This is a genomic window from Nocardia cyriacigeorgica (genome assembly GCF_010868145.1).
GTDB classification, from domain to species: domain Bacteria; phylum Actinomycetota; class Actinomycetes; order Mycobacteriales; family Mycobacteriaceae; genus Nocardia; species Nocardia cyriacigeorgica_D.
Map to the genome: position 1 here is coordinate 172,105 of NZ_JAAGUY010000008.1, position 24,171 is coordinate 196,275.

Here is a 24,171-nt window from a genome sequence, read left to right on the forward strand (position 1 = left end):
GGGCCATGGCGAGGCGGTGATCGGGAACGATCACGGGCTCGGCTGTGGCAGCTCGCAATCGTTGACCTTGGGGTTGACTCCCATGTAGTTCAGCGGTCCGGCGATGACCGTCACCGCGACTGTTCCGATACTTGCGCAATTCTGATCCCGGTCGGTGAAATAGCCCCGCTGACCGGCGGCCACCGCGCCGATGAGCAGCCACACGACCGCCGCGATCATCAACAGGCGCCGCATCGCGCCCTCCTCGAACTCGCGTGTTGAGCGTTGAGTCAGTAGTAGTGGCGTCTGCCATAGACCGGCCGACCGACGCTGCCAAGGAGAAACAGCACGGCGCCGATGATCAGGATGATGATCCCGATCGTTGTGAGCACAGAGATGCCGAAAATCAGTCCGGCGATGAGAAGCACAGCTCCGAGAATGATCATGACGTCGATCCGTTTTCAGGTGAACGAAGACGGCTCGGGGTCGGTTCGCCGACCTACCGCCTCATTCAAGTACACGCCTGATATTCGGTGATCGCAACTGGTCCCGGTCCGGGCCTTATGGCGCGGCGCCTGCGTGGACGTCCACGGCGGGTTCGGACCGCCGCCACGCCGGCCATTGCCGGTAGGTCGCTGCCCTCAGCACCCATTCCACCGGCCCGTAACGATGCCCGCGCAACCAGCGTTCGCTGCCCCACAGCTGGGCCAGATAGGTGAGGACGGCGATCGCGAGTACCGCGAAGGGTGGGATGCGGTCGCCGAGGGCGAATCCGTAGCCGGTAAACAGAACGGCAATCACCACGGATTGGCCGATGTAATTGCTAGCGGCCATGCGCCCGGCCGGCGCGGTATGGCGCAGCGCGCCGGTACGGTCCGATCGCGCGAGCCAGATGATCACGGAGACGTAGAACATGGTCATGACCGGGTTGATCAATTCCTGGATGCCGAACAGATAGGTCGGCACTTCCCCGTGCACGGTATGCACAACCACGGTGGCGATCGAGACCGGCAGTCCGACGGCGGCCCCGATCAGCAGGGCGCGCGGTGTCCACCGGCTGAGTCGCTCGGGGTCCTCGAACAACCGCACCTTGCCTGCTGCCATACCGATCAAGAACATGCCCATGCTGGTGAAGCCCTGACCGATAAACGTGAACAGCATGAACTTCGGCCCGGTCTCGAGCTGTGTGGTGAAGGCGTCGGTCACGGTGCCGAGGAATCCGGTGCGCATCGCCTCCAGGTCGTAGACCTGGCCGAGCCCGCCGATGTCGGTGCCGCCGCCGGGCACGAATGCTAGCGACGCGAACAATACATACAGCACCACACCTGTGATGACGGCCGTGCGGGGCCGAATCTTGCGGAGCAGCACCAGAATCGCGCACAGCACCGCGTACAGGGTGAGGATGTCGCCGATCCACAGCAGGCATACATGCGCCACGCCGATCAGCAGTAGCGCCGCACATCGGCGGAGCAGCCGCGGAACGGGTGCGACACCGACGCGTTCGGCGGCGGCGATCTGCAGTGTGAACGAATACCCGAACAGGAAGGCGAACAGCAGATAGAACTTGCCGAGGAAAAGTCCGTAGATGAGTCCGTACGCGAGGCGATCCCATGTCCCGTCGAACAGTGGAACCGGATCGGAGTTCGGGCCGGTGAACGACAGCAGCATGGTCAGTACGGCGGCGTTGGTGACCAGGATCCCGAAGAGCGCGAAACCGCGCAGCATGTCGACCTCGCCGATGCGCCGCGTTGACGGTTTCTGCGCCGTGTGCACCATGTCGTCACGTTAGGTGTCGGCGTGTGTCGTCCACATCGGCCGCCCGGATGATCTGCGGCTTGTGGTGATCAATCTCGGGGATGACCTGGTTGGCCGGTTCAGCGCATCATGAATTCCCGAGCGTGGGGTCGGCCGGTTCCGAGAGTTGTTGCAGTGCGCGGAGAAAGCCGCGGCGATCGTCGGGGGACAGGGCCGCCAGGAGCTCGTTCTCCTGGTGATGAATCGCGGCCTGCGCGGAGTCGCGCAGCTCCCGGCCCGCCGAGGTGAGCGACAGCAGACGGGCGCGGCGATCGGTGGGGTCGGGGGTGCGGGTGATGAGGCCCCGGTCCTGGAGGTCGTCGAGGGTGGCGATGATGCGGGTCTTATCGGCGCCGATGGCCTTGGCGAGGGCCGATTGGGTGCGGACCGGGGATTCCTCGAGGCCGAGTAGGACGCCGTAGGCCCACATGGTGAGGCCGTGCGATTCCAGGATCGGGCGTTCGATGGCCATCAACGTGCGGCCGAGCGGCACGATCATCGCTGCTAGGTCGGGTCGGTCCGGCATGGGGAAAAGATACCCCTGGGCAAATAATAAGCTGACGCCTACGATATGCGTATGCTTACTGATATTCGAGAACAACATCGAGAGTCGGTCCGGCTGTGCCGCGGCGTGGTCGCGCGAGTAGCGCCGCATCGACTTGCCGACCCGACGCCCTGCGCGGAATGGGATCTACGCGACCTGCTGCATCACATGGCCGTACAGAACCGCGGCTTTGCTGCCGCCGCAGCCGGCCACGGCAAGGAATATGACTGGTGGCGAAAGGAATTCGCCGACGACCCGATCGCCGACTGCCTGAGCTCCTGCGACGAGGTCGTCACCGCTTTCGCCGCCGAGGGTGTCCTCGACCGCCCGTGGTCCCTCCCCGATATCACCACCGACACCACCATCCCCGGCAGCACTGCCATCAACTTCCACCTCGTGGACTCCGTAGTCCACGCCTGGGACGTCGCCCGCGCGATAGGCGAGCAGATCGACATCGACCCGGATCTGGCAGCGATCTCGCAACGCATCGCCGACAAGGTTCCGACCGGATCGATCCGCATCGAACCGGGCGCGGCCTTCGGCCCGGACCTGCCGACGACCGCCGAGGATTCAGCACTGGATCGAACCCTGCGCCTGCTTGGCAGGTCCCCGTCCTGGCCTGACCCAACACCCGGTCAGCCGTAGGACTGGGGCGAGGACTACCGGGCACACGATCTGTATCGAGACTAACCGGTGATCAAAAACGAGCACGTTATCGCGGCAAGGGGGCAATACTCGGGAAGATTGGCCGATTCCCGCGCGAGCTAGGAGGAGATTGGTGCATATCGTGATCCGATCCATCGCCGGCGCGCTGGCCGCCATAGCGCTGGCCCTCGGGTTCGTGGTCGGCGGTTCCGGTCCCGCGGTGGCTCAGCCGACCACGGTCTTTCCGGTGCCGGTGGTGTTCAACTACACCTTCGATCTGTCGCCATCGGTCGGTGTGGTCCACGTGTCGGCGACCCCGACCGGTACGCCGGGGGAAACCGCCCTCGTGGTCGACGACCCCATCTTCTCGCTGATCCCGTTCGCACCGTCGGTGCAGGTGAACTGGCGCAACTTGGACACCGGTGCGAACGGCACGATCGAGCTACCGACGACCACCAGTTCGACAACGGGCATGCCGAAGCCGGTCGTCGTCACCACCGGAACGGGCCTGGTGACCGCCACGGTCTTCGCGACCAGCGGCACGGTGATTCCGGGTTTCGGCGCGTTCCAGACCCCCTAGCGGCGAACCGGTGGCGGGTCGATCGAGCCACGGAAACGAACAGCGGTGACCGTTGCCCGGCCTGCCGACCGGCGGGCCGGGCAACGATCGAACCTCATGCGAGCGTCTCGACGCGATCCGGTAGGTAGCCGGAGGCGATGAATTCCTCGACGAAGGTGTCGATCACCGTCCGATCGACCGTCGTGCATCGAATCCCCGCGCCGGCCAAGGCCGCGAGAGTGTTGTCATCCGCGTAGTCGAGGTGCCGGGTCGGGCCGAGCGAGCTGGACTGCAACAGTGCCGCACGGACCAAGGAGTCATCCCCCGTAGCGGCCCGGAACCTCGATTCGCGGTCCAGAGCTTCGAGGACCTTTGGCAGGGGTGCGGTAGAGATCGACAATCCGTGGTCCCGCAGGCTGTCGAAGATGTCGCCGAGGGCCACCGGTGTCTTGTTCACCAGGTGATAAACAGGCTCCGAGGGGCCGCGCATCGATATCGCGACTATCGCGCCGACGACATAGTCCACCGGCGCAAGCGATACCGTCGAGTCCGCGACGTCAGGGGCCATCCGCAACACCGCCGCCGCACGCACCAGACTCCACAATGAGTCCGCATCATTGTTGATGCCGTTACCGGCGGAACCGCACACGGTGCTCGGGCGATAGATGGTCGCGGGGACGCCGCGCGCGATCGCTTGCCGAACAAGCTCCTCTGCAGCCCATTTCGACGTGATGTAGCCGCTGTCGGGCAATTCGTCGGCACCGAGGCGGATCGTCTCGTCGATGACATCGCTGGGGTGAGTCGCCGAAACCGCGGTGCTGATGGTCGATATGAAGTGTGTCGGCTTCACCCGCCGGGTGGCGGCCAGACGCAATATCCACCGCGTCCCTTCCACATTGGCCGATCGCAGACGGCCGTACGGCTCGACATGGTTGACTCGGGCCCCGTTGTGATAGATCACGTCCACCTCGGCGGCGAGACGATCGAACTCCGGCTCGGCCAGCCCGAGGAACGGTGCGGCGAGATCACCCGGCACCGCGACAATGCGATCGGCGAGTGCGGGGTCCCACAGTCGGTACCGCAGCAGGGCCGATCTGATTCTGGCGGTGGCCTCCTCGGAGGTCCGGGCCCGAACCAGGCATTGGACGGTGGCGACGGTGCGGTCGAGCAGTTCCCGCAACAGATGCGCACCCAGATAGCCGGTCGCGCCGGTCAACAGGATGGTGTGGGCGGGGCCGGTGCCCACGGCGGTGCGACCTGCCGCGTCGATATCGTCGTCGAGTACGGAATCCAGGGCGTGCGTGGGTATCCGAGTGGGTTCGCCGGATCCTTCCAGTAGCGCGGCGAGACCGCTGACGGTCGGTGTGGACAGCAGCGCCGACATCGGGATCCTGCCATCGATCCGGGCCGACAACCGCTGGTGCAGTGTGAAGGCCAAGAGCGAGGAGCCCCCGAGTTCATAGAAGTCGTCGTCGACGCCGAGCGCGTCGAGTCCGAGGACCTCGCCGAAAACGTCCGCGATCTGTTCTTCGAGCGGTGTTCGGGGCGAAACCCGTGCTGTCGCGGTGAGGACAGGCTTGGGCAGAGCCGCGCGGTCGAGTTTGCCGCTGGAATTCGTCGGCAGCGAATCGAGCACCACGACCGCGGCGGGAACCATGTACATCGGCAGACGTTTGGCCGCCTCGCTTCGCAGCGAAGTGGCATCGATATCGGCGCCGGGCGCGGCGACGACATATCCGATGAGTCGATCACCGGCATCGGAAGGTCGCACCGTGACGACCGCCTGCCCGACCGACGGGTCGGCGAGCAACGCCGTTTCGATGTCACCCAGCTCGATCCGCTGGCCCCTCAGTTTCACCTGGAAGTCGGTGCGACCGAGATACTCCAGCAGACCATGCGAGTTCCACCGCACCAGATCGCCGGTCCGGTAGATCCGCTCACCCGGTTCGCCGAGCGGATCGGCGACGAAACGTTCAGCGGTGAGCTGCGCAGCCGCGTGATACCCGCGGGCCAGTTGTGTACCGGCCAAGTAGAGTTCGCCGGTCACCCCGACCGGCACAGGCCGAAGCCGCGCATCGAGCACGCGCACACGACTGTTCCACTGCGGAATTCCGATCGGAACCTGTGCGCCGACCAGATCGGCTGAGGTGAGCTGATGCTCGGTAATGCTGACCGCGGCTTCGGTCGGTCCGTACAGGTTGTGCAGTTCGGCACGGCAGCAGGTACCGAAGGCGCGTGCCGTCTCCGGCGGAAGTGCTTCACCGATGACGAAAACCGCGCGGAGAGTGGCTAGTTCGGCGGGATCGGCATGGATTGCGAAGACGGACAGCATCGACGGCACGAAATCGGTGAGCGTGCACCGATGCAACGCGATCAGCCGGCACAGCGCCGCCGGATCCCGGTGTTCTTCCGGTCCCGCGAGCACGAGTTTCGCGCCCGCCCACAGCGGCAGGAAATATCCCCACAACGACACGTCGAAGGTTGCGGGCGTTTTCTGGAGGTAGATGTCGGTGCGGTCGATGTCGTAGCGATCTGTCATCCATGCGAGTTGATTGACGATGGCGTTGTGGCTGATGACGACGCCCTTGGGCCGCCCGGTGGAACCGGAGGTGTAGATGACGTACGCGGGTTGTTCCCCGTGTGTCCGGGCCACCCGCTCGCTGTCGGAGATCGGCGCGGCGCTCATCGATGACAGATTCAAGCCGTCGACGGCGTGGACTTCCTTGGCGCCCCGCACGGCGAAGCCGTCGGCGCTGGTGGTCAGAACACAGTGCGGTGACGCGGAATCGAGCACGTACTCGATCCGCTCAGCGGGGTGTCCGGGGTCGATCGGTGCCCAGGCCGCGCCTGCCTCGACGATCGCGCAGAACGCCACGACCTGGTGGATCGATCGACGCATCGCCACCGCGACGACGTCCTCCGGTCCGATACCCTGCTCGATCAACCAGCGCGCCATACGGTGTGTCCGGTCGTGGAGCTCTTGGTAGGTCACCGACTCCGTGCCGCAGACCACCGCCACCGCATGCGGTGTTTCTCGGGTCCGCTGCCAGATCGGCGCTGTCAGGCTTCGCGCGCCGATGTGCCGCTCGTCCCCAGACGACCACTCGTACAACGACATCCGATCGGCGGGGCCGATCATGCCGAGGTCGCCCACCGGTGCGTCCGAGCCGGACGCGATCTGATGGAGCAGATGCAGGTAGGTGTCGAGGAAGCGTCGAACGGTCGATTCGTCGAATAGATCTGTCGCGTAGGTGAAGCGAATCGCAATGGGGCCAGGGCTTCCATCGGCCTTTCGGCTGTCGACTACCGCGATATGCAGATCCGTTTTGGATGTTCGAGTATCGACCTCGAAAGCCGAGAACTGCACGTCGGACAAATCGAGTTCGGCCTCGGCGAAGTTCTGGAAAGCGAATCCCACCTGGTAGAGGGGATGGCGGCCCGGCGACCGGACCGGGCCGACGGCATCGACGACCTGTTCGAACGGCACATCCGAATGCGCGAAGTTGACCAGGTCTCGTTCGCGCGTCCGGTCGAGCAATGTGGTGAATCGTTCGCCGGGATCGATTCGGGTGCGCGATACGGTGGTATTGACGAACATCCCGACCACATCATCGAGGGCGGGTTCGGCGCGATTGGTCATCGGTACGCCGATCGCGATATCCGTCGTCCCGGACAACCGGCCGAGCATCACCGCCAGCGCCGTACGCATCACCATGAATACCGTTGCGCGATGCTGCCGTGCGACGGTGATCAAGCCGCGATGCAAGTCGGCGTCCGCAACGCGTTGCAGTGCGGATCCGTTCAGCGACGCCACCGCCGGTCGTGGCCTGTCCATGGGGAGATCAAGGCCTTCGGGCAGCCCATCGAGTTCCTGTGTCCAATAGGCGAGTTGGCGGGCGAGGAGTGAATCCGGATCGTCACGGGAGCCGAGGAGGTCCTGATGCCACAACGCGTAATCGGCGTACTGCACTGGTAGGGGACGCCACGCCGGGGCGGTGCCCGCGCAACGAGCGGCGTAGGCGGCTGTGATGTCATGCGCGAGTGGTGCCAACGACGATCCGTCGGCACAAATGTGGTGCATCGCGCAGACCAGGACGTACCCGTCGTCGGCGCGCAGCAGAACGACCCGGACCGGAATCTCCGAAGCGACATCGAAGCCCCGCCACAGCAACTGCTGGACTCGTTCGGCGACCTGTGTGGAGGACGCATCGGCCGCGATGTCGGTGACCAGCAGCTCGAGGCTTCCCGCGTCCGGGTCGAGCACCTGCTGGAACGGTCCGGTCACATCGGCGGGATATCTGGTTCGTAGCGATTCATGGCGGGCGACCACATCGGTGAACGCCGCCCGCAATGCCGGCACGTCCAAGTCTCCGGACAGCGCGAGTGCGAAGCCGAGGTTGTCGACTGCCGAGTCGGTGTCGAACTGGTTGCGCAGCCAGAAACGCAATTGCGCAGGCGAGAGGGGAAGTCGCTCCGGGCGCTCACTGGCGCGCAGCGGTGGACGGGGCACATCGAACACCTGAGTTCGCAACGCTTTTGCCAATGTCGCCACCGTGGCGTGGTCGAAAAGCAGCCGAGGCGGAATCCGCGTGCCCCAGACATCGCTCAACAGGGCGGTTACCTGGGTGGCCAGCAGTGAGTTGCCGCCGGCGGTGAAGAAGTCGGTCTCGGCTCCGAGGCGTCGGCCGAGCACCCGGGCGAAGGCATCCGCGACCAGATCCTCGCCCACACCGGAGGGTGCCCGATAGCCGGACGCGGCGGTCGCGTCCGCGCGCAACGCCGCTCGGTCGGCTTTACCGGAGGGAGTCGTCGGTATCGCGTCCACTATGTGGATCGCGTTCGGCAGCAGATGCCGTGGCAACAGTTCGTTCAGCGCTTCCGACAGCCGTGACGTCTCGAGGGTGTGTCCTTGTTCCGGTTGCACGAACACAGCGAGGATCGTCTCACCCGACCCCGAGCGGAAATCTATGGTCACCGCGGTACGCACCCCGTCCAGGCGGGCCACTGTGGCATCGATCTCGCCGAGTTCGATACGCGCGCCACGGACCTGGATCTGGTCGTCGATACGACCGAGATACTCGAGTCCGCCCGATGGGGTCCGGCGCACGAGATCGCCGGTGCGGTACATCCTGGCGCCCGCTCCGCTGTATGGATCGGGAACGAATCGCTGTGCCGTCAGTGCTCGACGTTCGTGGTATCCGCGAGCGACCGATGGGCCGGAGACATAGAGCTCGCCGACCACACCGTCGCCGACCAGGCGGAGCCGTGAGTCGAGGACGTAGCATCGCGTGCTGCCGATCGCCGATCCGATGCTCACCGGCTCATCGGGTGTGAGTGCAGCACTCATGGTGACGGCAACTGTGGTCTCGGTGGGGCCGTACGCGTTGTAGAACCGCCGGTCCGCACTGGCCCACTCTCGTACGAGACTCGCCGGGCAGGCCTCACCACCCACGACGACGACACGGAGCGTGTCCAGGCCTGCGGGATCGATCGAGGCGAGCACCGACGGTGTCAGGAACGCGTGAGTCACGCCCTCGGCGGCGATCAGCCTTGCCAGTTCGTTGCCGCCGAGGATCGACGGCGGCGTTATCACCAGGGTGGCGCCCGCTCCCACGGCGAGCAAGAGCTCCAATATCGAAGCGTCGAAACTCGGTGATGCGAAGTGCAGTGTGCGAGCGTCGGCTGTGACGGAGTACCGCTCGGTGAGCTCCGCACACAGCTCTGCGAGTCCGGTGTGTGATACCTCGACACCCTTCGGGGTCCCGGTGGATCCGGAAGTGTAGATCACATACGCGATGTTGGAGACGCCGAGTCGAGCGGGACGGTCCTGGTAGGACACACCGGCGGTGGATTCGGCGGCGACTTCGGCCATGACGGCGGAGTCGTCGAGAACCAGCCATGGGATATCGACCGACAGCTCGCCGAGAGTCGATTGATCGGTGAGTCCCATCAGGGCGTCGCAGTCGCTGAGCTGGTAATTGATGCGATGTGGCGGGTAGCTCGCGTCGATCGGGACGAACGCGGCACCAGTTTTGGCCACGGCCCAGACCGCGATGATCGACTCGATCGAACGCGGCAACACGATCGCGACGGTTGATTCCGGGCCGGCTCCTCTGGACAACAATGTCCGAGCCAGCCGTGTGGATTGTTCGTCCAGTTCGCGGTATCGAAGGGAGACTTCTCCACTCACCACCGCGATCCCATCGGGATCTCGTTCGACCGCTGTGGTCAACAGCGTGGCGAGGGTGCGCGACGATCCAGCCGACCGGCGGCGTGTTCGTGGCTGCGGGCTGGTCGGGGTGCTACTGCTCAATCTCATGTCCTGTCAAGCGCCGTAAAGCTGGCTCATGCTAGGACGGTTGCTGTGGGTTCACCACGGATGGGAATTGGGCAGTAGCACCCGTCCGTGTCAGCTCTGGCCGAGCATCTGCCGCATCTGATCGATCTCGGCCTGCTGGGCCGCGATGATGCTGGTAGCGAGGGCCTTGGTGTCGGCATTGACGCCGTCGGCCAGCTCCGTGTTCGCCATATCGATGGCGCCGGTGTGATGCTCGATCATCATCTGAATCCACTGACGATCGAACTCGGGGCCGGTGGCGTTTTCCAGCGCCGTCATCTGCTCGTGCGTCATCATCCCCGGCATCTGCGCGCCGTGGCCACCGTGTCCTTCGGCGCTGGGTGCGGACTTACCGAAGCTGTGCAGCAACGTGGTGATCTGCTGCATCTCCGGCGCCTGCGCACCTTCGATCGCCGTGGCCAGCGCCAGCAGCTGCGGATTCTGGGTGCGGCTCGGCACCATCTTCGCCATATCGACGGCCTGTGCGTGATGGGGATACATCATCTGCAAGAAGGTGACGTCGGCGTCGTTGAAGTCGGTGCGGATGCTCGACGTCGTGGTAGCGGCCGCACTGGTGGTGGTCTCGGTCGCGCTGGTCGAATCGTCGCTACAACCGGCGACGGTCAACGCGACGGCGGCGACGGCGATCAGCAAACGGGTACGGGTGATGAACATAGTTGTGCTCCTGGGGAATTGCGAAGGGAATGTGGGCAGGCTCGGTCGTGCCCGTGGTCTCGTGACCAGGACACGACGGCCCATCAGACCCGCAGAATCGACAATTCCGACAGGGACGGCACGGTCCACGGTGGTGGACGTTCCCTCCGGGCAGGGCGGTGCCGGTTGGCCGTTCCGATGCCGTCCATGGGCTGGAATGCCAACCGGAACAACAACACCAGCCCGATCGCCAGACCCAGCATCGACAGAATGAACACGCAGCCGTGCATGCCGCCTTGCGTGCCGCATCCGCCTGTGCCGCAGTCTTGTTCGTGCGCGCCGATACCGTCAAGGGAGGTCGGCCACGCGCTGACGCCCGTCGACCGGAGCTCGGCCGCGTGTTCGCTCGCGCTGCCGTGTGCGACCACGGTCGAGGACGGCTGCGCGCCGGTCTCGGCCGCAGGCGACCCCGTGGCATGCGATGCAAGGGTGATTGCGGACCCTTCGGTCATTTCGGAACCAGCGTGACCGTGACCGGTGGCAACTCCGGCCGCGGCGGTTCCACCATGCGCGTGTGCCCCCGCATGACCGAAACTGAACACCCCCGCGTGCATCGCCACGATCCCGCCGAGCAGCACGACCAGCGCGAGCAGCCGGGAAATCCCGGACGCGCGCAAAGGTGGGTGCTGGTCGGTCACGGCTCCCATTCTAGAGATCGCCCATACGGATACCCCCGCCAGGTACTACTCGTAGTCCTCGCAGGCATCGACCGCGGCGTCCTTTGTGGCGTTGAACACGTCGATGTGGTCGTTCATGATGTCGGTCGGTGCGTCCTGTTCGAGCAGGTCGGCGAGCTTCTTGCTGTCGTCGCGGTAATCGCGCAGCGCTTGGGCGACCCCGGGCGGGAGGTTCTTTGCCAGCTTGCGGTCGACGTCGTTCGCGCCGTCACGCAGCGATGTTTCGGCATCGGAGGCCTTGGCCGCGGTATCGGGCGCGTCGTTGTTGCTGGCGTCGATGTAGGCGTTGAACTTGCGGACCGAATCCCCATTGGCGGTGCTGAAGGTGTCGCACGCCGCGGTCGCCGCGGTTGCGGCCGCGGCCGACGACGAGGCCGCCGCCATCGAGGTGTAGGTGGCCAGATCGCTCTGATTGACCTGGGCGGTCCCGGAAACGCTGTTCGAACACGCGCTGACCAGAACGATTCCGCCCGTGATCGCCACCGAGGCGGCGGCCAGGCTGGTGCGTTCGAATCGTCGCATCGGTCTTTCTCCCCTCGCGGATGCCGGCCGCCCCGTGTCTTCTCGGAGACAGACATTGCCAGCATCTGACCGTAAGTTCTCCTGACCGTACTGGGTCGTTGACGCCGATGGCCAAGCGTGGCGCGATAGTTGGCGAACCGATACCCCTGCCTAGCTCTGTCGAGCCAGTGCCCGGCCGATCACTCTTGCCCCATCTGGGAAGGCACCCGGGTTCGGGCCGGAGTAATTGAGCCGCAGATAAAGGCCGGTCGGCTCGGCGGGAAACCATTCGTCGCCCGCCGCGACGATGACCCCGTCCGCTTCGCAGTCGCGGACCAGCCGGGCCAGGTCGGTGGTGTCGGGCAGCCGCACCCAGAGGTTCAATCCGCCCTCGGGAACCGCCGTCACGTGCGTGCTCGGCGCGTGATCGTGCAGTGCGTCGAGGAGGAGGTCGCGGCGGGCGGCCAGTTGATGGCGCAGCGTCCGCAGATGGCTACGCCAGGCCGGTTGAGTGACAACGTCGAGCGCGACGGACTGCAACAACCCGCTCACATACATCGATTCGGCCTGGGTATCGGCGAGGATGCGTTCGCGCGCCGGCCCGCGCGCGATGATCGCCGCGATCCGCACCGCGGGAGACAGGCTCTTGGTGAGTGAACGCAGGTAGATGACGTGCCCGGCGTCGTCGCGCGCGGCGACGGGTACCGGGTCGGCGGTGATGCCGAAGTCGTGTGCCCAATCGTCCTCGATCAGGAACGCCCCGTGGCTACGCACGATTTCGAGTACCCGATCGGCAACCTCCGATGGCCAGCGCGCGCCGGTGGGGTTGGCGAAATTCGGCTGGGCGTAGAAGGCGCGCGCGCCGGTGCGTTCGAACGCGCGGTGCAGTTCATCGGGATCGGGTCCGACGCTTCCGCTCGGCACCGGCACGACCTGTATTCCGGCCTGGTTCGCGGCGAGCAAGGCGCCCCAATAGGTGGGTGATTCGATCAACAGCGGCCGTCCGGCCCCGACCAGCGCGCGGAAGGCGCTACTGAGGCCGCTCTGGCTGCCGGGGACGAGGATGGCGTCATTATGGGCGGGCGGTGCGACGCCGACCGGTGCGGCCGCGCCGAGCTCCGATGCGAACCACGCTTGGAGTTCGGGAAGCCCGGCGACGGGTGGCCGGGACATCGTGGCGGCGCTGCGGGCCGCTCGGGAGAAGGCGGTGCGGACCAGCCGCTCGGGTAGCAGTTCTCGGTCCGGATAACCCGAATGCAAGGCGATCGCGTCGTTGGGTGCGGTGCGTAATGCCGCGGCGAGCTGTGGGGTGCGACCGACTCGCGAACCGAGCGCGGCTGTCTGCCAGCCGTAGTCATTCGGCCGGGCGACCCGCGTGGCACGCACGAAAGTGCCTATACCCGGGCGGCTTTCGACCATTCCCTGCGCTGTCAATGCGCGTAGCGCCTTTTGCACCGTCACCGGACTCGCGCCGTACTGCGCCACCAGCGCCCGGGTTGACGGCAGCTGGGCGCCCGGTGCGGCTGCCGCGATCCACGCGCGGAGATCAGCGACAATTCGCGAGCTGCTATCGTTGAACATGAGTATACAGAGTAGCGCTATCGCAGATTCACGCCTACCGCTACCGACATCGTCCGGTGGGCTCCAGTGGGGCTTGCTCGGTGTCGTCGCATTTTCCTTCACTGTTCCCTTCACGCGTGTGGCAGTCGACGATGGCGGGATATCGCCGCTGTTCGTCGGGGCCGGCCGGGCCGTCATCGCCGCCCTCCTCGCGGCCGTGGCACTGACCGTGACGAAGCAGCGGTTGCCGCAGGGGACCCAGTGGGGCCGGGTCGCGATCGTGGCAGGCGGTGTGGTGGTGGGCTTTCCGCTGCTGACGTCCTACGCGCTGACCACGGCACCGGCCGGTCACAGCGCCGTGGTGATCGCGCTGCTTCCCGCCGCGACTGCGGTCATGGCTGTGCTCCGCGGCCATGAACGGCCACCGGTGGCCTTCTGGTACTCGGCGGGGCTCGGCGCCGTTGCCGCACTCGTCTTCGCCGCCCTGCAAGGCGGCGGATTCGGTGCACTGCACTGGTCGGATCTGCTGCTGTTCGGCGCGGTCGTGGCGGCCGCGATCGGATATGCCGAGGGCGGGCTGCTTGCCAGGGAACTCGGCGCTTGGCAGACGGTCTCCTGGGCGCTGGTTCTCGCCGCGCCGCTGATGATCGCGCTCACCGGTCTGTCGGTGGCTCAGCGCCCTCCGAGTGGCACGGCGATCGAATGGGCGGGCTTCGCCTACCTCGCGGTGGTGAGCATGTACCTGGGCTTCTTCGCCTGGTACCGCGGGCTCGCGATCGGGCCGATGGCCCAGGTCAGCCAGGTGCAGTTGGTGCAGCCCGTGCTGACCATCGGCTGGGCCGCGTTGCTGCTCGGCGAACAACTCACCTGGCCGACGGTGCTCGGTGGACTCGCCGTAATCGGCTGCGCCGCACTGGCCGTGCGTGCACGACTCGTACGGGCGGGTTAGGACGTCGCGATATCGATGACGAGCTTGGTTGGATCGCCTTGCGTGCTCACCGAGAACGCCGGTCGATCTCCATTGATACCGATGAACGACTGGGTGATGCCCTCGAACACGATCGTCCGGTAGACGCCTGCGATGCCGGGTGCGGCAGGATCGGTCGCCGGGTCCGGACCCGCGTACGGTTCCACCCCGCTGTCGAACGGGTACACCGAGCCGGTGATCCGCACCTCCAGCACCGACTGTCCGGCGACGTCGAGGGCGGCGCCACTGCCGTCCTGCACGGCCTTGTCGGTGTACTCGACGATCCAGCCCGGCGTTCCGGTGCCACCCAGGTCGTAGACGACACGATCGAAGCCGTCGTGATGGCTGATGCCGATATCGGTGACCGTCAGCGCGGCGTCGCCGGAGGCTTCGGCGCGTTTGGGTGCGGCATCCGACGGCCCGGCCGGTGGGGCCACCGCGGGGGTGGTCGTCGCGGCCGAGGTGGTGGGGACATCGACGAGGCTGCTCGGGGTCGATTCACTGTCGCCGCATCCCGCCGCGACACCGACGACGCCGAGGGCAATCAGGCCGACCACCAGCTTGTTACGCATGTGGCAAATGTTACCGACTATCGCCCGCTCGCAGCGGGTATTCCGCCCAGGATGTTTGATTGCTCTTGGTGTCCGATATGGGCCGGACGTGCTTATCGGGCAACGATCTAGCACACTTGACGGGTGCTGAATGTAGAGGATCTGCTGGGGCGGCTGCGCCGGTATCCGGATGTGGAGGCGTCGAACCTATATGCCGTCGATGCCGCTGACCGGCTGATTCTCGATGTCGCGGCAGACGCGCTCGCTGCTGTGGATAGCGGGGAAGTTGCCATTATCGGCGACAGCTACGGTGCGCTGACCCTCGGCGCCGCGGCCGCGCACGACCTCCGTGGACTACGCGTCCACCAAGATCTGCTCACCGGCGAACTCGCCCTCACCGCCAATGCACGTACGGTCGGCCTCACCGACCGCTACACCGCGCATGCCCTCGACGCCGACCTGCTGAAGGGCGTGCGCGTTGTGCTGTTGCGACTACCGCGAGTGCTCGCGGGTCTCTCCGAGGTCGCCGACGCCATCGCCCGCTTCGCCGCACCGGACGTCGTGGTCTTCGCGGGCGGTCGCGACAAGTACCTGACCAAATCGATGAATGACGTTCTCGCCGAATCGTTCACCGATGTGCGGGCGAGCCGCGGCAGGCAGAAATCGCGCACGCTCTTGGCCAGCGGCCCGAAACCGGTGGGCGATCCGCCGTTTCCGGTACGCGAGCACATCGGTGAGCTCGATATCGATGTCGTCGCGCACGGTGCCGCGTTCTCCGGCGCCCGCCTCGATATCGGCACCAGATTTCTGCTCCAGCACATGAAGACGATGAAGCCCGACGCCCGCGACGCCATCGACCTCGGCTGCGGAACCGGCATCCTTGCCGTCGCGCTGGCCAAGGCCAGGCCCCGGCTCGAAGTGGTCGGCACCGATCAGTCGGCCGCCGCGGTGGCCTCCGCGGTCGCCACGGTCGCCGCCAATCAGGTCACCGACCGGGTGACGGTGGTGCGCGACGACGCGATGTCGGCGGCGCCGGACAACAGTGCCGACCTGGTGCTGTGCAATCCGCCGTTCCATGTCGGTGCGGCCGTGCACACCGGATCGGCGATCAAGATGTTCGCCGAGACCGGCCGGGTGCTGCGGCCGGGCGGTGAACTGTGGGCCGTGTACAACTCACATCTGAACTATCGCGGTGTCGTCGAGCGGATGGTCGGGCGCACCGATGTGATCGGACGCAACCGCAAATTCACCGTCACCCGGTCGGTGTGTGGCTTGCATGACGCCCAATAACGGTAGAGTCCGATTTGTCGGTCTTTGCCGTAACTCCGAGTCGCCCCTTCGGGAACTCGGCGGCGGCGAGGATCGTTGGATACAACAAGTTGGAAATCGAGCAGCGATTCGTTTCCGGCGGCCACGCCTCGACGTGGGCCACGACTCCAGAAAGGGACAAGCGGTGCGCGCCACAAGCAATCCGGTTTTCAAGAACCTCCCCAAGCAGGAGGGTGGTGGCTACGCCAACTTCGGTTCGGGCGTGGCCGGCGCGGGGCAGCTGGGCCAGCAGTTCGGTAACCAGTACGGACAGCCCCCGCAGTACCAGCCCTACCAGCAGGCGCCCGCCACCCGGTCGATGACCATCGACGACGTGGTGACCAAGACGGGCATCACGCTGGGTGTGCTGGCGGTATCCGCCCTCATCTCCTTCATCCTCAGCAGCGCGAACAACGGCCTTGCGCCGATGTTCGTGATCGGCGGTGGTCTGGTCGGCCTGGTGCTGGTGCTCGTCGCCAGCTTCGGCCGCAAGATGGACAACCCCGCCATCGTGCTCGGCTACGCGGTCGCCGAGGGTCTGTTCCTCGGCGCGCTGTCGCTGATGTTCACCGACGTCTCGTTCGGCGGTGCGGGCGGCTCGGCGCTGATCGGTCAGGCCGTGCTCGGCACCTTCGGTGTGTTCGCTGGCATGCTGGTCGTCTACAAGACCGGCGCCATCCGTGTCACGCCGCGCTTCACCCGCATGATCGTCGGCGCGATGATCGGTGTGCTGGTGCTGATCGTCGGCAACCTGATCGCGAGCTTCTTCACCGACGGCGGCTTCGGCCTGCGTGACGGTGGCCCGATCGCCATCATCTTCAGTCTGGTCTGCATCGGGATCGCCGCGTTCAGCTTCCTGCTCGACTTCGACGCCGCCGACCAGCTGATCCGCGCCCAGGCGCCGGAGAAGGCCGCCTGGGGCGTCGCCCTCGGCCTCACCGTCACCCTGGTCTGGCTCTACGTCGAGATCCTGCGCCTGCTGAGCTACTTCCAGAACGATTAGTGCGTGCGCGGTGATCCGCGCGCCTAGACCAGAATGGCTCCCTACCCGAGTGGGTAGGGAGCCATTCCTGTTCGTGCCGCGAGCTACTAGCTCAGCCGCTCGATGACCATCGCCATGCCCTGCCCGCCGCCGACGCACATGGTCTCCAGACCGAACTGCTTGTCGTGGGTCTGCAGGTTGTTGATCAGCGTCGCGGTGATGCGGGCGCCGGTCATACCGAACGGGTGGCCGAGGGCGATCGCGCCACCGGAGACGTTGAGCCGGTCCAGATCCATGTTCAGCTCACGGGCCGAACCGAGCACCTGCACCGCGAAGGCCTCGTTGATCTCGTACAGGTCGATGTCGTCGATGGTCTTGCCCGCGAACTTAAGCGCCTTACGGACCGCCTCGATCGGGCCGAGGCCCATGATCTCGGGCGACAGACCGGACACGCCGGTGGAGACGATGCGGGCCAGCGGGGTCAGGCCCAGCTCCTTGGCCTTGGTGTCGCTCATGATCACCAGGGCGGCGGCGCCGTCGTTGAGGGGGCAGGCGTTACCAGCGGTAATGGTGCCGTCGGGACGGAACACCGGCTTGAGCTGCGAGATCTTCTCGTAGGTCGTACCTGCGCGCGGGCCGTCATCGGTGGAGACGACGGTGCCGTCGGGCAGGGTCACCGGGGTGATCTCCCGCTCGAAGAAGCCGGCCTTGATGGCCTCCTCGGCGCGGTTCTGCGAGCGCACGCCCCAGTGGTCCTGGTCCTCACGCGAGATGCCGGTGAACTGGGCGACGTTCTCGGCGGTCTGGCCCATCGCGATGTAGATGTCGGGCAGCTCGCCGTTCTCGCGTGGGTCGGCCCAGCGGTCGGAGCCGCCTTCGGCGCGCTTGGTGGTACGCGATTCGGCTTCGCCGAACTTCTCGTTGTGGGTGTCGGGCCAGCCGTCGGAGGTGCCCTTCGGGAAGCGCGAGACGGTCTCCACACCGGCGGAGATGAACACATCGCCTTCACCGGCCTTGATGGCGTGCAGCGCCATGCGGGTGGTCTGTAGCGACGACGAACAGTACCGGTTGAGGGTGACGCCGGGCAGGAAGTCGTAGCCGAGCTGGGTCGCGACGACCTTGGCCATGTTGAAGCCGGCTTCGCCACCGGGCTGGCCGCAGCCGAGCATCAGATCGTCGATCTGAGCGGGGTCGAGCGCGGGAACCTTGTCGAGCGCGGCGCGGACCATCTGGGTGGCGAGGTCGTCCGGCCGCATGCTCACCAGAGAACCCTTGCCTGCACGGCCGATGGGGGAGCGGGCGTACGAAACGATGACGGCCTCAGGCATGAGGACTCCTTATGTCTCGGAGCACGACGTGTGGTCGCGACCACACGTGCGGTACTCGCGGGTACGAATCACTTCGAATCTACGTCGCGCCCGGCTAGGGGGAAACACCCGGTACGACCAGATCCCGCTCAGCGAGAGCCTGGATCAGAACCGGCAGCAAATGCTCGGCGGCGAGTGCGTATCCGGCGGCCGAGGGGTGGAAGCCGTCGGCGGAGAACATCTGTTCCGGCGCGGCCTGGAAGTCTTTGCCGAGCAGATCGCCCATCGACACCGGATGACCGCCCGCGGTGAGGGTGACGGCGGTCTGGGCCCTGGCCAGCCGATGGCTCCAGGTGCGCACCACACTGCGCAACGGTTGTGGGATGGCGATGACGGTGCCCAGATCGGGGCAGGTACCGACCACCACGACGCTGCCCGCTCCGCACAGCCGCGCGACGGCCCGTTTGAGACGATCGGCCGAGCGCGTCACCGAATGCTTCTTGGTGATGTCGTTTCCGCCGATCAGGATCACCGCGGCGTCCGGTGGTGGCCCGGCCACGAACATCGCGTCCACCTGGCCGGACAGGCCCTTGGACGTCGCTCCGGAGATGGCTTTGGTGCTCAATCGGATGCGCTGCCCGGTCGCCTCGGCCAGGCCGCGAGCCAGCCGGACTCCTGGTACTTCCGTCGCGTCGGTGCAGCCGACGCCCGCCGCGGTGGAATCGCCGAAGATCATCAGGTGCAGGTCGGCGTGCCGATCCAGCCGCCACGGTTCGGGCCGTACCTCGCCCGGTAGATAGATGCCGTCGGCTTCCGGCGGTTTGGAGGTGTCACGCCCGATGACGCCGCGCGCGACACCCGCCTGCGCCATGAGATGCCGATACGCCACCCACGACACCGTCCCCGCGCCCGAGCCCGCCAGCACGGTCGCGGCCCCGGTGACCGCGGCGGTGCGCCATCCGATTCGAGACTCGCCCACGGACTCGGATTTTACGTGTTTCGGCCGTTCGCGCAGTTCTCGCCGGTTGCCGCGTGCCGTGGCGGCCGGACACCGCCCGGCCGCCTCGTGCTGTTGGGCCGAGTGCTGCCTCGGCGGCCGGGATCAGGCCGGGACGTCGAAGGAACCGCGTGCCGGAATGTTGGCGTGGTTGGTGCTGACGGTGACCTCGATGCGGCCGGGCCCGGTGTCCTGGAACAGCGAGTACTGGATGCTGCCGTAGATGCCGGTCACCACGTTGTTCTCGTAGGTGCCGGTGGCGCCGGTGGTGGTGTTGCGCCAGGCCACGGTGGTGCGGACCTCACACAGGGGTGCCAGCGGGTACTGGCCGGGGCCGATCCCGCCGACCGGCGCCGCGCGCACGTTCACCACGGCGCGTCCGGGCCAGTCGGGGCTGGTGTCGGCCCAGGTGTGGATACTGGTCCAGCACAGCCCGCCATAGGCCATGGTGGGCACATCGGGGAAGGCGACGGTGGTGGTGGCCGCGGCAGCGGGCGCACCCGTCGCGACGACCAGTGCGACCGTCGATCCGGTCAGCACCGCGGCGACCCGGGCAGTGTTCGGCAGCCTCATAGCCGCAGATATTAGGCGGCGGAGGCGTTTTCCGCAGGAATGCGCGCCGCGGCCCGGTGCCGTCGGTGTGGTGTGCGTGACCGGCCCGCACCTGTCGGCAACGGTTCTGCAACGATGGAGTCATGCGCATCGCGGATCATGTCGTGGACCTCATCGGCAACACCCCGCTGGTTCGGCTGAACTCGGTCGTCGGGCCGAACGCCGGTGTGGTGGCCGCCAAGATCGAATACCTGAACCCGGGCGGTAGCTCCAAGGACCGGATCGCGGTGAAGATGATCGAGGCCGCCGAAGCATCCGGGCAGCTACGTCCTGGCGGCACGATTGTCGAGCCGACCTCGGGTAATACCGGTGTTGGCCTTGCGCTGGTCGCGCAGCAGCGCGGCTACAAGTGCGTGTTCGTCTGCCCCGACAAGGTCAGCGAAGACAAGCGCAACGTGCTGCGCGCTTACGGCGCCGAAGTGGTCGTGTGCCCGACCGCCGTCCCGCCGGATCACCCCGACAGCTACTACAGCGTCTCCGACCGCCTCGTCCGCGAGATCGACGGCGCCTGGAAGCCCGACCAGTATTCCAACCCCGGCGGCCCCGACAGCCACTACGAGACCACGGGCCCCGAGATCTGGCGCGATACCGACGGCAAGGTCACCCACTTCGTCGCCGGTGTCGGCACCGGAGGCACCATCACCGGGACCGGCCGCTACCTCAAGGAGGTCTCCGGCGGGAAGGTGCAGATCATCGGCGCCGACCCCGAGGGTTCGGTGTACTCCGGCGGCACCGGCCGCCCGTACCTGGTCGAAGGTGTCGGCGAGGATTTCTGGCCCTCCGCCTACGACCCGGCCATCCCGGACGAGATCATCGCCGTCTCCGACGCCGATTCCTTCGATATGACCCGTCGCCTCGCCCGCGAAGAGGGTCTGCTGGTCGGCGGTTCTTGCGGTATGGCCGTCGTCGCCGCCATCGAGGTTGCCCGCCGGGATCCCGATGCGATTGTGGTCGTCCTGCTGCCCGACGGTGGCCGCGGCTACCTGTCCAAGATCTTCAACGACGAGTGGATGAGCTCCTACGGCTTCCTGCGCACCCGCCTCGACGGCTCCACCGCCGAGCCTCTCGTCGGCGATGTCCTGCGCGGTAAGTCCGGTGCCCTGCCCGACCTGGTGCACACCCACCCGTCGGAAACCTTGCGCGACGCGATCGAGATCCTGCGCGAATACGGCGTCTCTCAGATGCCCGTTGTCGGCGCCGAGCCGCCGGTCATGGCGGGTGAGGTCGCGGGAAGCGTCTCCGAACGCGATCTGCTGTCGGCTGTTTTCGAAGGGCGGGCGCATCTCACCGATTCGGTGGCACAGCACATGTCGCCGTCGTTCCCGCTGATCGGCTCGGGTGAGCCGATTTCCGCGGCGACCAAGGCGCTGTCGGATTCGGATGCGCTGATGGTTGTCGAGGACGGTAAGCCGGTGGGTGTGATCACCCGGCACGATCTGCTCGGGTTCCTGAGCACCGGGGCTATCGGGAAGTAGAAGTCAGGGCTTCGGCGGGTCGTCCGGATCATGTGGGATCTGTGGGCGGTCCGCCGATTCGCCACCCTGGTCGGCTATGCCCAATCCCTGTCTGCGGTCCCGATGGCGGGCACGCCGTCACAGGTGCAGGGCCGGCTCAATGGTCACAGCTCATTGCCTCTAATGCGGTGGTCAGTTCCTCGGCGCTGGCGGCGTCGTGAAATTCGCCGCCGGACAGTCGGGCGATTTCTCGCAGCGATTCGGGGTCGGTGGGCACCCGGACCGTATGTCCATCGGTGCCGCCGGGAACGGCGACCTCACCCTGGTCGGTGCCCAGCGAAATCGTGGAGATGGGCACCCCGCCCTGCTCGGCCTTCTGGGCCGCGGTGTACGCGCCGCGTGAGTCGTTCAGATCGGCCGGAACCGTTTGTTTGCCGTCGGAGATCAGGATGATCCGGTGGGCGCTCGCGGGTGACAATCCCGTAGCGGACAGCGCCGTGAATATGCCCTCGCCGGTCGCGGTGCGTTCGCTCAATGTCACCGAGTCGATGGCCTTGTCGAACTCATCCCGGTCGGTCGACGGCCGCGTCACCACCTGCGCCGTGCCCGCGAACGTGACGAATCCCAGCGGTGTCTGATCCGGGAGTCCGGCCGCGAAGTCTTTCGCAGCCCGCTTCGCGGCCGCCAGCCGACTCGGCGCCACGTCGGTGGCATCCATCGACAGCGACACATCGAGAACGAACACCACTCCCGCATCGCAGGAAACGCTGTCGCCGTCGGTTGGTTGAGCTTCACCGGCAGCAGACTGAGCTTCGCCGGATACCTGCTGGCCACACGACGAAATCATCACGGCGCCAACGGCCAGCAGCCCGGTCAACGCAAGCCGCAACCGCGGGATCAGAACCACGCCGTCATGCTATCAACCGAATTCTCACTGTCAGTTGGCTTTCGACGAGAGCTGCCATCTCGGTGGCGAACGGCCCCGCCGCCCCGCGTGTAGGCTGGCTAGGAGGGAGGGGCTCATGCTTATCGATTTTGTTCCCGACGCGGGTTTGTATCCGTTCGATTCGCGCTGGTTCGACTCGTCTGTTGGGCGGGTTCATTACATCGACGAGGGGGCGGGACCGACGATCCTGTTCTGTCATGGCGCTCCGGCGTGGAGTTTTCTCTACCGCCACATCGTGAAGGAGTTGCGTGACCGGTATCGATGTGTTGCCGTCGACAATCTGGGTTTCGGATTGTCCGCACGCCCTGCGGGTTTCGGCTACACGATCGCCGAGCACACCGCGGTCCTCGCTGAGCTGATCGATCACCTCCAGCTCGATGACTTCATCGTGATGGGACAGGATTGGGGCGGGCCCATCGGACTGGGTGCGGTCGTGCCGCGTGCTGATCGAGTACGGGGGATCGTGCTGGGCAACACTGTGTTCTGGCCGATCGAAGCGATGGCCAATCGGGCATTCAGCGTGATCATGAGTAGCGGTCCGATGCAGCGGCGGATCCTCGAACGGAACTTTCTCATCGAGCGCGTACTGCTGTCCGAGCTGGGGAGCAAACTCAGCGCGGCGGAGGCCGACCACTACCGCATGGTGCAGCCCACCGCGGAGGCCCGGTGCGGACTCGCCGCGACGCCCGAACAAATTCGTGCGGCCCGCCCGCTGCTGGACCAGCTGGCCCGAGACGTGCCCGCCGAGCTCGCCGACAAGCCGGCACTTCTGGTGTGGGGAATGCGGGACATGGTGTTCCGTCCGAACGCTTGTATTCCGCGGATGCGAGCCGCGTTCACCGATGTCGAGGTGGTCGAGCTGCCGCGCGCGGGCCACTTCATTCAGGAACACGAACCTGAGGTGATCGCGGCGGCGATTGCGAAGCGGTTCCCCTGATACCGCACCGTGTGAGCGGTGACGCCCTGCCCCGAGTAGGTGAGGGGCACCGCACCCTCTACGGTGCCCCTCATCTGGCGTTTCCGCCGTTCTCAGCCGAGGGTGAACCTCGCCGTGCCTGACATCTGCTCCAGTTCGTGGTGGTTCTCGGACAGCGTGACGATCCGGGCCTCCACTCGGCCGGCGCCGGGGCCCATGCCCATACCCATGATCACGCCGCCCTCATACGCTTCGATGGCGCCGTTTTCGTTGACGCGGTGGGACTGGCCGTCGGCGTATCCGGAATCCAGGTTCTTCCAACGCACAGCGACGCGATAGGCCCCACAGTTCTGCCCGGTTTGGGTGATCTTCACGCGAACACCGAACTGGCCGGATTGGGGTTGGGGCACGGTTTCGGCATTGATGATCGCGGAGCAATTGTTGCCAGGGACACGCGTCAATGTGGGGACGAATTGGACGACCTGATCGGTGGGAAGCGCTGCGGCTGGTCCGCTGAGCCCGACAAGTGTGGCGGCGGTCATCGTGGTGATGATGGCGGCACCCACCGAGAGCTGTTGACCCTGCTTGCTTTTCAGACTCATGCCGGGTTGGTCGTTTCGCAATCGGCCGTTGTTAGCAACTGAATCGATCTCGATCGCATAACGGCGAAATGTTCTCAGGGTTGGGAATTGGAAAGGTTCGTACTGTGTTGCAATGCCGCCGACGAGAGCAATTCCTGGCGCCGATGTCCCGCTGAACTTCGTTGTAACGAAACCCTGATCGCCGAGATTCTTCTGTAGTGGTCGGCCATAGGCGGCCCC

At 66.0% G+C, this 24,171-nt stretch carries 22 protein-coding genes; 7 read left to right on the forward strand and 15 right to left on the reverse strand.

Features of this window, described 5'->3' with window-relative positions:
• Positions 1 to 30: 30 nt before the first annotated feature.
• From GV792_RS12830 to GV792_RS12840, 4 genes are all read right to left on the reverse strand, one after another.
• Complete coding sequence (locus GV792_RS12830) at positions 31 to 234, reverse strand: hypothetical protein (RefSeq protein WP_163824311.1); 204 nt, start codon at positions 232 to 234, stop codon at positions 31 to 33.
• A gap of 35 nt (positions 235 to 269) precedes the next feature.
• Complete coding sequence (locus tag GV792_RS29050; RefSeq protein ID WP_175583018.1) at positions 270 to 425, reverse strand: DUF6131 family protein; 156 nt, start codon at positions 423 to 425, stop codon at positions 270 to 272.
• 115 nt (positions 426 to 540) lie between these two features.
• Positions 541 to 1,755: a DUF418 domain-containing protein gene (locus GV792_RS12835; protein ID WP_163824312.1), complete on the reverse strand. Its 1,215-nt coding sequence runs from the start codon at positions 1,753 to 1,755 to the stop codon at positions 541 to 543.
• 106 nt (positions 1,756 to 1,861) lie between these two features.
• On the reverse strand, positions 1,862 to 2,299 hold the full coding sequence (locus tag GV792_RS12840) for a MarR family winged helix-turn-helix transcriptional regulator (protein WP_163824313.1): 438 nt from the start codon (positions 2,297 to 2,299) through the stop codon (positions 1,862 to 1,864).
• 51 nt (positions 2,300 to 2,350) lie between these two features.
• Here GV792_RS12840 and GV792_RS12845 point away from each other — a divergent pair, with 51 nt between their 5' ends.
• A complete protein-coding gene (locus GV792_RS12845) occupies positions 2,351 to 2,962 on the forward strand; it encodes a TIGR03086 family metal-binding protein (RefSeq protein WP_163824314.1) in 612 nt (203 codons plus the stop codon).
• Positions 2,963 to 3,095: 133 nt separating this feature from the next.
• Complete coding sequence (locus tag GV792_RS12850; protein ID WP_163824315.1) at positions 3,096 to 3,542, forward strand: hypothetical protein; 447 nt, start codon at positions 3,096 to 3,098, stop codon at positions 3,540 to 3,542.
• Positions 3,543 to 3,636: 94 nt separating this feature from the next.
• On the opposite strand, the gene GV792_RS12855 is transcribed toward GV792_RS12850, so the two are convergent.
• From GV792_RS12855 to GV792_RS12875, 5 genes are all read right to left on the reverse strand, one after another.
• A complete protein-coding gene (locus tag GV792_RS12855; RefSeq protein WP_256668290.1) occupies positions 3,637 to 9,840 on the reverse strand; it encodes a non-ribosomal peptide synthetase in 6,204 nt (2,067 codons plus the stop codon).
• Between the two features lie 90 nt (positions 9,841 to 9,930).
• Positions 9,931 to 10,533, reverse strand: coding sequence for a DUF305 domain-containing protein (locus GV792_RS12860; RefSeq protein ID WP_163824317.1), 603 nt, complete (start codon positions 10,531 to 10,533; stop codon positions 9,931 to 9,933).
• An 83-nt stretch (positions 10,534 to 10,616) separates the two neighbouring features.
• Positions 10,617 to 11,210, reverse strand: coding sequence for a hypothetical protein (locus GV792_RS12865; RefSeq protein ID WP_163824318.1), 594 nt, complete (start codon positions 11,208 to 11,210; stop codon positions 10,617 to 10,619).
• A gap of 45 nt (positions 11,211 to 11,255) precedes the next feature.
• Positions 11,256 to 11,771 carry a hypothetical protein gene (locus GV792_RS12870; RefSeq protein WP_163824319.1) on the reverse strand — a complete coding sequence of 172 codons (516 nt, stop codon included), beginning with the start codon at positions 11,769 to 11,771 and terminating at the stop codon, positions 11,256 to 11,258.
• A gap of 150 nt (positions 11,772 to 11,921) precedes the next feature.
• The gene (locus GV792_RS12875; RefSeq protein WP_163824320.1) at positions 11,922 to 13,331 is read right to left on the reverse strand and encodes an aminotransferase-like domain-containing protein; all 1,410 of its coding nucleotides are present in this window, start codon (positions 13,329 to 13,331) and stop codon (positions 11,922 to 11,924) included.
• On the opposite strand from GV792_RS12875, the gene GV792_RS12880 reads away from it, so the two are divergent.
• Positions 13,330 to 14,259 carry a DMT family transporter gene (locus tag GV792_RS12880; RefSeq protein ID WP_163824321.1) on the forward strand — a complete coding sequence of 310 codons (930 nt, stop codon included), beginning with the start codon at positions 13,330 to 13,332 and terminating at the stop codon, positions 14,257 to 14,259. The two genes, GV792_RS12875 and GV792_RS12880, sit on opposite strands and share 2 nt — an antisense overlap.
• Here the strand turns inward: GV792_RS12880 and GV792_RS12885 are convergent.
• Entirely contained in the window at positions 14,256 to 14,849 is a 594-nt protein-coding gene (locus GV792_RS12885) for an AMIN-like domain-containing (lipo)protein (RefSeq protein WP_163824322.1), read from the reverse strand. The genes GV792_RS12880 and GV792_RS12885 overlap by 4 nt on opposite strands.
• 123 nt (positions 14,850 to 14,972) lie before the next feature.
• On the opposite strand from GV792_RS12885, the gene GV792_RS12890 reads away from it, so the two are divergent.
• Positions 14,973 to 16,118, forward strand: coding sequence for a class I SAM-dependent methyltransferase (locus GV792_RS12890; protein ID WP_163824323.1), 1,146 nt, complete (start codon positions 14,973 to 14,975; stop codon positions 16,116 to 16,118).
• Positions 16,119 to 16,281: 163 nt separating this feature from the next.
• On the forward strand, positions 16,282 to 17,139 hold the full coding sequence (locus tag GV792_RS12895; RefSeq protein WP_163824324.1) for a Bax inhibitor-1/YccA family protein: 858 nt from the start codon (positions 16,282 to 16,284) through the stop codon (positions 17,137 to 17,139).
• 86 nt (positions 17,140 to 17,225) lie between these two features.
• Here GV792_RS12895 and GV792_RS12900 read toward each other — a convergent pair whose 3' ends face one another.
• The 3 genes from GV792_RS12900 to GV792_RS12910 form a co-directional block, all read right to left on the reverse strand.
• Positions 17,226 to 18,446: an acetyl-CoA C-acetyltransferase gene (locus GV792_RS12900; protein WP_163824325.1), complete on the reverse strand. Its 1,221-nt coding sequence runs from the start codon at positions 18,444 to 18,446 to the stop codon at positions 17,226 to 17,228.
• Between the two features lie 94 nt (positions 18,447 to 18,540).
• Positions 18,541 to 19,404, reverse strand: a complete 864-nt coding sequence (locus GV792_RS12905) for an SGNH/GDSL hydrolase family protein (protein WP_163824326.1) — start codon at positions 19,402 to 19,404, stop codon at positions 18,541 to 18,543.
• A gap of 123 nt (positions 19,405 to 19,527) precedes the next feature.
• Positions 19,528 to 19,995, reverse strand: a complete 468-nt coding sequence (locus GV792_RS12910; protein WP_163824327.1) for a hypothetical protein — start codon at positions 19,993 to 19,995, stop codon at positions 19,528 to 19,530.
• 122 nt (positions 19,996 to 20,117) lie between these two features.
• Between GV792_RS12910 and GV792_RS12915 the strand changes: the two genes are divergently transcribed.
• Positions 20,118 to 21,509 (forward strand): cystathionine beta-synthase, encoded by a 1,392-nt coding sequence (locus GV792_RS12915; protein ID WP_163824328.1) that lies wholly within the window; start codon positions 20,118 to 20,120, stop codon positions 21,507 to 21,509.
• A 136-nt stretch (positions 21,510 to 21,645) separates the two neighbouring features.
• Here GV792_RS12915 and GV792_RS12920 read toward each other — a convergent pair whose 3' ends face one another.
• A complete protein-coding gene (locus GV792_RS12920) occupies positions 21,646 to 22,395 on the reverse strand; it encodes a VWA domain-containing protein (protein ID WP_309139105.1) in 750 nt (249 codons plus the stop codon).
• Positions 22,396 to 22,510: 115 nt separating this feature from the next.
• On the opposite strand from GV792_RS12920, the gene GV792_RS12925 reads away from it, so the two are divergent.
• Positions 22,511 to 23,371 carry a haloalkane dehalogenase gene (locus GV792_RS12925; protein WP_163824329.1) on the forward strand — a complete coding sequence of 287 codons (861 nt, stop codon included), beginning with the start codon at positions 22,511 to 22,513 and terminating at the stop codon, positions 23,369 to 23,371.
• A 92-nt stretch (positions 23,372 to 23,463) separates the two neighbouring features.
• On the opposite strand, the gene GV792_RS12930 is transcribed toward GV792_RS12925, so the two are convergent.
• A complete protein-coding gene (locus tag GV792_RS12930) occupies positions 23,464 to 23,952 on the reverse strand; it encodes a hypothetical protein (protein WP_256673809.1) in 489 nt (162 codons plus the stop codon).
• Positions 23,953 to 24,171: the final 219 nt, after the last annotated feature.

Coding starts and splice junctions, on each gene's coding strand:
- GV792_RS12830 (WP_163824311.1), bottom strand. CDS start 234: ATGCGGCGCCTGTTGATGATCGCGGCGGTCGTGTGGCTGCTCATCGGC.
- GV792_RS29050 (WP_175583018.1), bottom strand. CDS start 425: ATGATCATTCTCGGAGCTGTGCTTCTCATCGCCGGACTGATTTTCGGC.
- GV792_RS12835 (WP_163824312.1), bottom strand. CDS start 1,755: ATGGTGCACACGGCGCAGAAACCGTCAACGCGGCGCATCGGCGAGGTC.
- GV792_RS12840 (WP_163824313.1), bottom strand. CDS start 2,299: ATGCCGGACCGACCCGACCTAGCAGCGATGATCGTGCCGCTCGGCCGC.
- GV792_RS12845 (WP_163824314.1), top strand. CDS start 2,351: ATGCTTACTGATATTCGAGAACAACATCGAGAGTCGGTCCGGCTGTGC.
- GV792_RS12855 (WP_256668290.1), bottom strand. CDS start 9,840: ATGAGATTGAGCAGTAGCACCCCGACCAGCCCGCAGCCACGAACACGC.
- GV792_RS12860 (WP_163824317.1), bottom strand. CDS start 10,533: ATGTTCATCACCCGTACCCGTTTGCTGATCGCCGTCGCCGCCGTCGCG.
- GV792_RS12870 (WP_163824319.1), bottom strand. CDS start 11,771: ATGCGACGATTCGAACGCACCAGCCTGGCCGCCGCCTCGGTGGCGATC.
- GV792_RS12880 (WP_163824321.1), top strand. CDS start 13,330: ATGAGTATACAGAGTAGCGCTATCGCAGATTCACGCCTACCGCTACCG.
- GV792_RS12875 (WP_163824320.1), bottom strand. CDS start 13,331: ATGTTCAACGATAGCAGCTCGCGAATTGTCGCTGATCTCCGCGCGTGG.
- GV792_RS12885 (WP_163824322.1), bottom strand. CDS start 14,849: ATGCGTAACAAGCTGGTGGTCGGCCTGATTGCCCTCGGCGTCGTCGGT.
- GV792_RS12900 (WP_163824325.1), bottom strand. CDS start 18,446: ATGCCTGAGGCCGTCATCGTTTCGTACGCCCGCTCCCCCATCGGCCGT.
- GV792_RS12910 (WP_163824327.1), bottom strand. CDS start 19,995: ATGAGGCTGCCGAACACTGCCCGGGTCGCCGCGGTGCTGACCGGATCG.
- GV792_RS12915 (WP_163824328.1), top strand. CDS start 20,118: ATGCGCATCGCGGATCATGTCGTGGACCTCATCGGCAACACCCCGCTG.
- GV792_RS12925 (WP_163824329.1), top strand. CDS start 22,511: ATGCTTATCGATTTTGTTCCCGACGCGGGTTTGTATCCGTTCGATTCG.
- GV792_RS12930 (WP_256673809.1), bottom strand. CDS start 23,952: ATGAGTCTGAAAAGCAAGCAGGGTCAACAGCTCTCGGTGGGTGCCGCC.